Below are 9,222 nucleotides of genomic sequence, written 5' to 3'. Positions count from 1 at the left end.
GCCCAGGATCGCCGCGGCGTACCACCCGGGCGGGGGGGGGGGGGGGGGGGGGGGGGGGGGGGGGGGGGGGGGGGGGGGGGGCCCGGCGGCGCCCCCCCCCCCCGCCGCCCCCCCCCCCGCCCCCCCCCCCCCCCCCCCCCCCCCCCCCCCCCCCCGCCGGCGTGCTGAACCCCCGTGGCGTGACGGGCCGGAGCGGGCGGGTGAGCACCCGTTCCTGCAGGGCGCGCGGCGCGTGCGCCAGCAGCACCAGCCCGGCCGCCGACGTGGGGAGCGGCAGCCGGCCGGCGATCTGCGAGAAGTTGACGTCCTCGAGAAAGGGCATGGCTGCGTCCCGCAGGGAGACGGTCGGCGATGCGCGCGTCCCGAGCTCCCACAGTCGCACTCCGACCCGCACCTGCCGGCCGGGGCCGCGCTCGAGCAGCCCGTGGGCGACCAGTTCCGCGATCAGGCGGGAGGTCGTGGCCCCGGCCGTGGTGGCCGTCTTCGCCGTCGTCACCGGGCTGGGCAACGGGCTGCTGCTGCCGGCCTTGCTCAGCTGGGCGCTCGGTTCGCTGGGGTTCGAGCAGCGCCGTCAGGCCACCGGGGTGTGGACCGCGGCGCTGTTCCTCGGCCAGTTCGTCCGCCCCCTGGTGGTGCTCGGGCTCAGTGCCGCGATCGGCGGGCTCGGATCGGCGCTGACGGTCATCGGTGCGCTGTCCGTCGTCGCCGCGGTGGGGGTCCGGCTCGCCCGTCCCACGGCGGTCGCGGGACGGGCGGCCGCCGCGCACTGACCGACCGGCGGGGAACTCCGGGCGCGGGTGCGCGTGGGGCCACCTGCCGGCTCAGTCCGCGGTGAGCAGGTGGTGGGACTCGACGGCGGCGGTGGCCAGGGTCTTGTAGCCCTCCTGGTCGAACAGCACCGTCAGCCGGTCCGGCTCCACGGACATCACGACGCCGTGCCCCCACTCCGGGTGCCGGACGCCGCTGTTCACCGGGAACGGGGCGTCGTCGACCACGTGCTCCTGCGCGGTGCCGGCCTCGCAGGTGTCGCAGTTGCCGCACGGGTGCGGGAGCTGCTCGCCGAAGTAGCCGAGCAGGAACTGCCGCCGGCACCCGGTGGTCTCGGCGTAGCCGCGCACCATCTCGATCCGGGAGCGGATCAGCCGCTGGTGGGTCTCGGACACCTCCACGGCCTCCTGCACTGCCTCGCGCGGGCCGACGCCGGGGTCCAGGTACTCCAGCCGGCCGTCGTCGGTGGTGGCGACCGCGCCGGCCTGCTCCAGCAGGTTGACCGCGCGGGTGCGCTTGGCCGCCGGGGCGTCGACGTCGTCGGCGAGTTCGGCGGTGCGCACCGGCCCGTCGTGCTGGTCGAGGGACTCCGCCACCTCCGCCAGCACCTCCTCGGGGGCGCGGCTGGCGGTGAGGAAGGTCTGCAGGTGGAGATCCTCGGGGCGGTGGAAGAGGTACACCTCCGCCGGCTCGCCGTCCCGGCCGGCCCGGCCGATCTGCTGGTAGTAGGAGTCCAGCGACTCCGGCGCGGAGGCGTGCACGACGAAGCGGACGTCGGGCTTGTCGATGCCCATGCCGAACGCCGAGGTGGCCACCACGACGTCCACCTCGCCGCCGAGGAACTGCTCGTGCACCCGCGTGCGGTCGGCCGCCTTCATCCCCGCGTGGTAGGCCGCGACCCGGTGGCCCAACTGGGCGAGCTCGGCGGCGTAGTACTCGGCGTCCTTGCGGCTGGCGACGTAGACCAGCCCGCCGCGGGTGGCCGGGTCGGACATCAGCCCGCCCACCCGCACCACCACCGCGGACCGCTTGCGCTGGTCGTCGCTCTCCCGTTCCACGGCCAGGCGCAGGTTGGGCCGGTCGAAGCTGGCCACGACCTCCACGGCGTCACGCAGGCCCAGTCTCGCCAGGACGTCCTGCCGCACCGGCAGCGCCGCGGTCGCGGTGAGGGCCAGGACCGGCGGGTGCCCGAGCCGTTCGATGGCCGTCCCGAGGCGGAGGTAGTCGGGGCGGAAGTCGTGGCCCCAGGCGGAGACGCAGTGGGCCTCGTCGACGACGAAGAAGCTGATGCCGAGCCCGGCGAGCTCGTCGAGCACGTCGTCCTTGGCCAGCTGCTCGGGGGAGAGGAAGAGGTACTCGGCCTCGCCCTCCCGGACGGCGTCCCAGGCGTGCCGGGTCTCCCCGGCCCGCTGCGCGGAGTTGACCGCCACCGCCTCGGGGGCGCGGGACCCCTCGATGCCCTCCATCTGGTCGCGTTGCAGGGCGAGCAGCGGCGAGACGACCAGCGTCGGGCCGTCCAGCAGCAGCGCGGGCACCTGGTAGATGGCGGACTTCCCCGCGCCGGTGGGCAGCACGGCGAGGACGTCGCGGCCGGCCATCACCTGCTCCATGGCCTCGAGCTGTTCGGGGTGCAGCTCCGGCCAGCCGAAGCTGTCGGCGGCGGTCTGCTGGAGGGCTTCGCGGGTGTCCGGCACCGATGGCCGGTACCCACCGCACGGACCGTCGCAATCGCCCGGTCGGCCGACTTGACCTTGGAGCCGACTCCGAGGTCTACGGTCCGGCCATGACGACGACCGAGACCGGCAGCGGAGCCCGCGGGCTGCGCGTCGCCGAGCTCGCCGAGGCCGCGGGGGTCTCCGGCGACACCGTCCGCTACTACGAGCGGGTGGGGCTGCTGCGCCCGCCCGCCCGGACCGCGGCGGGCTACCGGAGCTACCCGCACGACGAGCTGGACCGGCTCCGGTTCGTCCAGGGCGCACAGCGCCTGGGTCTGCGGCTGGCCGACATCCGCGAGCTGCTGGCCGTCCGGGACACCGGCTCGTGCGCCTGCGAACCGGCGGAGCAGTTGCTGCGCCGCCGGCTCGCCGAGCTCGACGCCGAACTCGACCGGTTGACCCGGTTGCGTGCGGAGATGGTCGCCATGGCCGAGGCGCTGCCGGCCGACGACTGCCCGCCGCCGAGCCCCGGCACGTGGTGCCCGAGCCAGGAGGGAGGTGACCCGACGTGCTGCGACTGAGCTGCGACTGCGACTGCGCCGACCAGAACTGCTCCTGCGACTGTTGAGTCGCACGTCCCCTGGCTGCCGCCGGACCCGGGCCGGTGGCAGCGCGGGTGGCCGGCACCCCGGAGACGCCCGGAGGGACGACGACGAGCAGGTCGACGGCGGCCCTGTCGCAGCTCTCCGCGACGGCGCCCCTCCCCGGCTCCTCGGTGCTCAGGCCGGGGATCGGTCAGCGCAGCGGGATCTCCACCCCGCGCTCGGCGTCGGTGCGCGGGCCGGTCCAGCGGCGGTCGTCGGCGCTGATCGGGACGTCGTTGATGCTCGCCTCCCGGCGGCGCATCAGCCCGTGCGCGTCGAACTCCCAGTTCTCGTTGCCGTGGCTGCGCCACCACTGCCCGGTCGCGTCGTGCCACTCGTACTGGAAGCGGACCGCGATCCGGTCGTCGGTGAACGCCCACAGCGACTTGCGCAGCACGTAGTCGAGCTCGCGCTGCCACTTGGCGGTGAGGAAGTCGACGATCTCCGCGCGACCGGTGAGGAAGGTGTCCCGGTTCCGCCACTCCGAGTCCTCGGTGTAGGCCAGTGACACCCGCTCCGGGTCCCGGGAGTTCCACGCGTCCTCGGCGGCCTGCACCTTCTGCAGCGCGGTCTCCCGGGTGAACGGCGGCAGCGGTGGGCGATCGGTCACGGGGGGGGGGCTCCAGCTGGTCGGGGGTCGGGCGGTCGCCCCATCGTGGCCTACGGCCGAGGGGCTCACCAGCGGTCGGCCACCGCCGCTGCGGTCAGTGCCCGGTCGACCGGTGGGGAACGGCGCACCGGCACCTGGCGCCCGGCCAGCGCGGCGACCGCCAGGTGGTCCAGCAGCAGCTCGAGCCCGGACGGCGACAGCGCCGTCACCGAGCCCGCATCGATCACGTCCACCCGCGCCGGCTCCCGCCCGTAGCGGTCGACGAAGGCGGTCACGGCGGCGACGTCGACCTGCCCGGCCAGGCACAGCAGCCGCCCGCCGGAGGTGTTCAGCAGGCGCACCACGCCCCGGACACCGGTGGGGCCTCCCGGTGCGCTCACGCGCTGGCCTGGTGCCGCTCGCCGTCCCCGGTGCGCCGCACCTCGCCGTCCCCGGTGCGCTGCACCTCGCCGTCCCCGGTGCGCCGCACCATGGCCAGCACCGCGTCGACGACGACGTCCGGGTGGGTGAGCGGGAGCATGTGCGCCCCGTCGGGGACCTCGACCAGCTCCGCCCGGGCGATCCGCTCGACCAGCCGCTCGGCGTCGGCGCCGGAGACCTCGCTGTCATGGGTCCCGTGCACCACCGTCACCGGCACCGAGACCGCGGGGGCCAGGGCCTGCCCGTCGTGGGCCAGGCTGGCCAGCGCGGTCCTCGCCAGCGCACGCGCGCGGGTGCGCAGGAAGTCCTCCCGGACCCGGGCCACGAGGTGGTCCGGCGCCCCCGGGGCGAAGGCGTACCAGCGGGTCAGCCGGGCCGTCGCCCAGCGCCACGGTCGCAGCGCGTGGGCCAGGCCGATGGCCGCCACCACGACGGCGAGCCAGCAGCCACGGACCAGCTGGGCGAGCGGGCCGCGTGCGCCGGCGGCCGGGAGGCTCGGGAGCTTGACCGCGGAGCCGCCCGAGCCGGCGAAGACGATGCCGGACAGCGCGCCGTCCCCGGCGGCGGCGACGTGCTCCAGCACGATCGCGCCGCCGAGGCTGTGCGCGAGGGCGGTGGCCCGTTCGCCCTCGGACCGGACCCGGTCGAGCACCGCGCCCAGGTCGGCGGCGTGGGTGGCCAGCCCGTAGGACCCGTCCCGGGCCGCCCCGCTGCGGCCGTGCCCGCGCAGGTCGTAGGCGACCACCCGGCAGGCGCGGGCCAGCCGCTCGGGCACCTCACCCCAGGAGCTGGTCGACATCCCCATCCCGTGCACCAGCACGACCAGGGGAGCGCTCGCGGGGCCCCAGGTGGTCACGGACAGGCGGGTGCCGTCGCGGGACACGACGTCGCTCGGGCGGGTCTCCTCGGGGGGCATCCACCGGCGGTGCCCGTCGCCGCGGGAGGTCAATCCTCCGCGCGGAACGCCCGGCCCCCGGCGGACGCCCCGGCGGACCGGCCCTCGCCCACCGACTAGGTTGAGCCCGACGAAACGCAGTGCAGGCGGCGATCGGCGAGGTGGGGCACGTGGGCAGGTCGGTGCTGGTGACCGGCGGCAACCGGGGGATCGGGCTGGCCATCGCCCGCTCCTTCGCCGAGCAGGGCGACTCGGTGGCCATCACCCACCGCGGCAGCGGCGCGCCCGAGGGGCTGTTCGGCGTGGAGTGCGACGTCACCGACGCGGCAGCGGTCGACCGCGCGTTCACCGAGGTCGAGGAGCACCAGGGCCCGGTCGAGGTGCTGGTCAGCAACGCCGGCATCACCCGCGACGGGCTGCTGCTGCGCATGGGCGAGGAGCAGTTCACCGACGTCCTCGACGCGAACCTCACCGCGGCCTACCGGGTGGCCAAGCGCGCCGCGTCCAAGATGGTCCGCGCCCGCACCGGCCGGATGGTCTTCATCAGCTCCGTGGTGGGCCTCTCCGGCTCGGCCGGGCAGGTGAACTACGCGGCGAGCAAGTCCGGGCTGGTCGGGCTCGCCCGCTCGATCGCCCGGGAGCTGGGCAGCCGCAACGTCACCGCGAACGTGGTGGCGCCGGGCTTCGTCGCCACCGACATGACCGCGGAGCTGCCCGAGCAGCGGCAGCAGGAGATCCTCGGGCAGGTGCCGCTGGGCCGCTACGCGCAGGCAGACGAGATCGCCGGCGTCGTGCGGTTCCTGGCGAGCGAGCAGGCTGGGTACATCACCGGGGCGGTCGTCCCGGTCGACGGCGGACTGGGGATGGGGCACTGATGGGCATTCTGGACGGCAAGAAGATCCTGATCGCCGGCGTGCTGACGGAGGCGTCGATCGCCTTCTCCGCGGCGCGGATCGCGCAGGAGCAGGGCGCCACCGTCGTCCTGTCCAACTTCGGCCGGGCGTTCTCGCTGTGCCAGCGGATCGCCAAGCGACTGCCGCAGGAGGCGCCGGTCGTCGAGCTGGACGTGACCGACACCGAGCACCTGTCGACGCTGGCCGACCGGCTGCGCGAGCACCTGGGTGGCGACGACGCGCGCCTGGACGGCGTCGTCCACTCGATCGGCTTCGCGCCGCAGGAGGCGATGGGGGAGGGCTTCCCCGAGGTCGGCTGGGAGCACGCCGCCACCGCCTTCCAGGTCTCCGCCTGGTCGCTGGCGTCGCTGACCCAGGCCTGCCGGCCGCTGTTCGGCGAGACCGCGTCGGTCGTCGGCCTGACCTTCGACGCGACCGTCGCCTGGCCGGTCTACGGCTGGATGGGTGCGGCCAAGGCCGCCCTGGAGTCGACCTCCCGGTACCTGGCCCGCGAGCTCGGGCCCGAGGGCGTGCGGGTGAACCTGGTGGCCGCCGGCCCGCTGCGCACCATGGCGATGAAGTCGATCCCGGGCAGCAACCAGTTCGAGGAGGCGTGGGAGCAGCGCGCACCGCTGGGCTGGTCGGTCACCGACACCGACCCCGCGGGCAAGGCCGTCGCCGCCCTGCTCTCGGACTGGTTCCCGGCCACCACCGGGGAGATCGTGCACGTGGACGGCGGGTTCCATGCCGTCGGTGTCTGACCTCTCCCGCCCGGCGCACCCGATGCCGGACGGGGCGTCGATCACCCCGGCCGGCCAGCAGCCGAACGAGGAGCCCTCGCTCGCCGTGCGCAACAACGGCGGGGTCGCCCCGTCGGCGGAGCCCGCGCCGGCCGGCCGCCGGGAGGCGCTGCTGGTGCTGGGCTTCGGTGGCCCGGAGGGGCCCGCGGACGTCATGCCGTTCCTGGAGAACGTGACCCGGGGGCGCGGCATCCCGCGGGAGCGGCTGGAGGCCGTCGCCGAGCACTACCACCACTTCGGCGGTGTCAGCCCGATCAACGACCAGAACGAGGCGCTGATCGCGGCCCTGGAGGCCGAGTTCGAGACGGCCGGCGTCGACCTGCCGGTGTACTGGGGCAACCGCAACTGGGCGCCCTACGTCGAGGACGCCTGGCGGCAGATGGCCGAGGACGGCATCGAGCACGCCTACGTCCTGGCGACGTCGGCCTACGCGTCGTTCTCCGGCTGCCGGCAGTACCACGAGGACGTCGCCCGGGCCCGGGTCGCGCTGGAGGCGGACCCGGCGGCGCCGGCCGGCCCCACCGCGGAGAAGCTGCCGCACTACTTCGACGCCCCGGGCTTCGTGCAGGCCAACGCCGATGCGCTGACCGCCGCGCTGGCGCAGCTGCCGGCCGACCTGCGCGACGGTGCCCGGCTCGTGGCCACCGCGCACAGCATCCCGAACGCGATGGCCGACGTCGCCGGGCCGCGGGGGCACGCCTACGAGGCCGAGCTGCAGCGCGCCGCCCAGCTGGTCGTCGACGCCGCCGCGCCGGGCCGCCCGTTCGACCTGGTCTGGCAGAGCCGCAGCGGCCCGCCGTCGGTGCCGTGGCTGGAGCCCGACGTCAACGACCACCTGCGGGCGCTGGCGGAGAACGGGGAGCGGGCCGTCGTCGTCTTCCCGGTGGGCTTCATCAGCGACCACCTCGAGGTCATCTGGGACCTGGACAACGAGGCGAAGGAGACGGCCGAGGAGCTCGGTCTCGCCTTCGCCCGCGCGGCGACGGCGGGCACGCACCCGGCGTTCGTCCGCTCGCTGCGCGAGCTGCTCGAGGAGCGCCGCGCGGGGGGCGAGCCGCGGCTGGGCACCAATTGCCCGGCGTTCTGCTGCTTCGTGCAGCGCCCCACCCGCCCGGCGGCCTGACCCGCGGACTCCCCGGCAGTTGATCATCGGCGAGTGGCCCGACCGGCCGGCGTGTCGATCGACCACTCGCCGATGATCAACGCCTGACGGCGCCGGTGCTCAGCTCCGCGGCACCCAGTTGTAGGCGGCGACGGTCGCCTCGCGGACGGCGGTGGCCAGCGGACGCAGCGCCTCGTCCCGGGCGGCCGCCTGGGCGTGGGTGACCGCGGCCCCGGGTGCGTCGGCCATCGCCAGGTCGAGCACCTGCCGCAGCCGCTGGGCCCGGCCGAGCACCGAGACCGCCAGCGGGTCGTGGTCGTCGGGCAGCCCGGGCGCGCGCACGCCCTTGGCCAGCCCGGCCAGCAGCGACGGGACCTCCGGGTGCCAGCGGGCCAGGTCGAGGGAGGCCAGCGTGCGCGCCGCGTCCCCGACGGCGAGGTCCAGCGCCCCGGAGGCCGCCCGCAGCGTCCCCTCGGCGGCGGGCGCGGCCGGGGGAGCGCCGTCCAGCGGCACCACCGTCCAGGCGACCATCTCCGTGCCGAGCTCCTCGGGCACGAGCGCTACCTGCCCGCCGACCGCTACCTGTCCCGACTCCAGCGCGAGCGCCGTCAACGCGGGGACGGCGGGCACCCCACGGGTGTCCCCGGGGGCCGGGAGCACCAGCCGCAGCCGCGCCTCCCCGAGACCCCGCAGCGCGCTCAGCGCCCAGCCGAGCGGCACGGCCTCGTCGGTGCCGGGCATCCCGACGACCCGGTGGGCGGTGTCCCCGGTGACGGCGTCGAGCGCCTCGTCGTAGGAGGAGCGGCCGGTGAGCCAGGCGGTGGCCCAGACGGCGAGACGGCCGGCGGCGAGATCGTGCACGGTGACCGAGGCTACGACGGCGCCGGACGGTGCTGCCCGGGCGGGCGGCACGCGGGGCGCCGCGATCGGCCGGGCGCAGCAGCGCGTGCCAGACTCGGGGTGTGCCCGCCTGGCTGCTCTGGTTGATCGCCTCAGGCTTGTTCGCGGCCGGTGAGGTCGCCAGCCTGGACCTGGTGCTGCTCATGTTCGCCGGCGGCGCCCTCGGTGGGATGACCGTCGCCCTGCTGGGCGGGGCGGTCTGGTTGCAGCTGCTCGCGTTCGTCGTCGTGGCCGCGGGCCTGCTCGTGGTGGTCCGCCCGATCGCCAAGCGGCACCTGGTCGACCGCACCCCCGAGCAGATCGACGGGGTCGCGACCTACGTCGGCCGCGAGGCCGTGGTCAGCCGGCGCGTCGACAACACCGAGGGCCGCATCCGGCTCGGCGACGACGAGTGGACGGCCCGCACCCAGCTCGACGGCGAGGCCTACGAGGTCGGCGCTGCGGTGCGCATCGTGCAGATCGAGGGGCCGATCGCCTACGTCAGCCACCTGTGACCGGGTACCGGCACTGGCCGGTCCGGGCTGCGATCGGGTGA

The 9,222-nt window shown here is 75.7% G+C and carries 11 protein-coding genes; 6 read left to right on the top strand and 5 right to left on the bottom strand.

Features of this window, described 5'->3' with window-relative positions:
• The first annotated feature begins 458 nt into the window (after positions 1-458).
• The gene (locus ACI79A_RS10505; protein ID WP_457082765.1) at positions 459-770 is read left to right on the top strand and encodes a hypothetical protein; all 312 of its coding nucleotides are present in this window, start codon (positions 459-461) and stop codon (positions 768-770) included.
• Positions 771-821: 51 nt separating this feature from the next.
• On the opposite strand, the gene ACI79A_RS10500 is transcribed toward ACI79A_RS10505, so the two are convergent.
• Entirely contained in the window at positions 822-2,462 is a 1,641-nt protein-coding gene (locus tag ACI79A_RS10500; protein ID WP_457082763.1) for a RecQ family ATP-dependent DNA helicase, read from the bottom strand.
• 89 nt (positions 2,463-2,551) lie between these two features.
• On the opposite strand from ACI79A_RS10500, the gene ACI79A_RS10495 reads away from it, so the two are divergent.
• The gene (locus tag ACI79A_RS10495; protein ID WP_457082761.1) at positions 2,552-3,004 is read left to right on the top strand and encodes a heavy metal-responsive transcriptional regulator; all 453 of its coding nucleotides are present in this window, start codon (positions 2,552-2,554) and stop codon (positions 3,002-3,004) included.
• A gap of 214 nt (positions 3,005-3,218) precedes the next feature.
• Here ACI79A_RS10495 and ACI79A_RS10490 read toward each other — a convergent pair whose 3' ends face one another.
• The 3 genes from ACI79A_RS10490 to ACI79A_RS10480 form a co-directional block, all read right to left on the bottom strand.
• Positions 3,219-3,677: a nuclear transport factor 2 family protein gene (locus ACI79A_RS10490; protein WP_457082759.1), complete on the bottom strand. Its 459-nt coding sequence runs from the start codon at positions 3,675-3,677 to the stop codon at positions 3,219-3,221.
• A gap of 65 nt (positions 3,678-3,742) precedes the next feature.
• Positions 3,743-4,057 (bottom strand): hypothetical protein, encoded by a 315-nt coding sequence (locus ACI79A_RS10485; RefSeq protein WP_457082757.1) that lies wholly within the window; start codon positions 4,055-4,057, stop codon positions 3,743-3,745.
• Positions 4,054-5,013 (bottom strand): alpha/beta fold hydrolase, encoded by a 960-nt coding sequence (locus ACI79A_RS10480; RefSeq protein WP_457082755.1) that lies wholly within the window; start codon positions 5,011-5,013, stop codon positions 4,054-4,056. Before ACI79A_RS10480 ends, ACI79A_RS10485 begins: the two co-directional genes overlap by 4 nt.
• A gap of 149 nt (positions 5,014-5,162) precedes the next feature.
• Here ACI79A_RS10480 and fabG point away from each other — a divergent pair, with 149 nt between their 5' ends.
• Genes fabG through ACI79A_RS10465 form a run of 3 tightly spaced genes read left to right on the top strand, consistent with a single transcriptional unit; the run spans position 5,163 to position 7,808 of the window.
• Positions 5,163-5,867 carry a 3-oxoacyl-ACP reductase FabG gene (fabG, locus tag ACI79A_RS10475; RefSeq protein ID WP_457082753.1) on the top strand — a complete coding sequence of 235 codons (705 nt, stop codon included), beginning with the start codon at positions 5,163-5,165 and terminating at the stop codon, positions 5,865-5,867.
• Positions 5,867-6,646 carry an enoyl-ACP reductase FabI gene (gene fabI, locus ACI79A_RS10470; protein ID WP_457082751.1) on the top strand — a complete coding sequence of 260 codons (780 nt, stop codon included), beginning with the start codon at positions 5,867-5,869 and terminating at the stop codon, positions 6,644-6,646. The genes fabG and fabI overlap by 1 nt, the downstream gene beginning before the upstream one ends.
• Complete coding sequence (locus ACI79A_RS10465; protein ID WP_457082749.1) at positions 6,639-7,808, top strand: ferrochelatase; 1,170 nt, start codon at positions 6,639-6,641, stop codon at positions 7,806-7,808. The genes fabI and ACI79A_RS10465 overlap by 8 nt, the downstream gene beginning before the upstream one ends.
• A 99-nt stretch (positions 7,809-7,907) precedes the next feature.
• Here the strand turns inward: ACI79A_RS10465 and ACI79A_RS10460 are convergent, their stop codons facing one another.
• Positions 7,908-8,648, bottom strand: coding sequence for a hypothetical protein (locus ACI79A_RS10460; RefSeq protein WP_457082747.1), 741 nt, complete (start codon positions 8,646-8,648; stop codon positions 7,908-7,910).
• A 101-nt stretch (positions 8,649-8,749) separates the two neighbouring features.
• Between ACI79A_RS10460 and ACI79A_RS10455 the strand changes: the two genes are divergently transcribed.
• Positions 8,750-9,181, top strand: coding sequence for an NfeD family protein (locus tag ACI79A_RS10455; RefSeq protein WP_457082745.1), 432 nt, complete (start codon positions 8,750-8,752; stop codon positions 9,179-9,181).
• The last annotated feature ends 41 nt before the right edge of the window (positions 9,182-9,222 follow it).

The organism is Modestobacter sp. SYSU DS0657 (assembly GCF_054050925.1).
The sequence above is the reverse complement of the archived record's forward strand: the minus strand, read 5'-3'. Positions and strand labels throughout refer to the sequence as shown.

Excerpts from the sequence above, each read along its gene's own strand:
- ACI79A_RS10495 (WP_457082761.1), top strand. The coding sequence starts at position 2,552 with ATGACGACGACCGAGACCGGCAGCGGAGCCCGCGGGCTGCGCGTCGCC.
- ACI79A_RS10480 (WP_457082755.1), bottom strand. The coding sequence starts at position 5,013 with ATGCCCCCCGAGGAGACCCGCCCGAGCGACGTCGTGTCCCGCGACGGC.
- fabI (WP_457082751.1), top strand. The coding sequence starts at position 5,867 with ATGGGCATTCTGGACGGCAAGAAGATCCTGATCGCCGGCGTGCTGACG.